Below are 341 nucleotides of genomic sequence, written 5' to 3' on the forward strand. Positions count from 1 at the left end.
GGTGATGGAGGACACCTCGACGCGGTCGGAGTCGGAGTCGCCGCCGGAGGAGCCGGCAGATCCGGCGTCCGACGGCCCGGAAACCCCTGCTTCGGAGGCCGAGGAGAACGGCACCCCGGCCGACGCCGGGGGTCCTTCCGGGGACGAGACCGACGCCGGGGACCCCTCCGGAGACGGGACCGACGAGGGGACCCGGGAGGGCGAGACCGACATCGAGGCCCTCCGCGAGCGCGTCGAATCCGAGTACGACTTCGACGAGTTCGGGCCGTCGGACATGGCGCAGATGAGCGCCGAGGAGTGGGACGCCGCCTTCGACCCGGACACGTGGATCACCGGCGACG

At 72.7% G+C, this 341-nt stretch carries 1 pseudogene; it reads left to right on the forward strand.

The features are described 5' to 3' along the window. Window positions 1–4: 4 nt before the first annotated feature. Window positions 5–341, forward strand: a pseudogene (locus tag EXE44_RS18705) (hypothetical protein); the annotation flags it as partial.

This window comes from Halorubrum sp. SS7 (assembly GCF_005435055.1).
In the GTDB taxonomy this organism is placed as follows: Archaea; Halobacteriota; Halobacteria; order Halobacteriales; family Haloferacaceae; genus Halorubrum; species Halorubrum salinarum.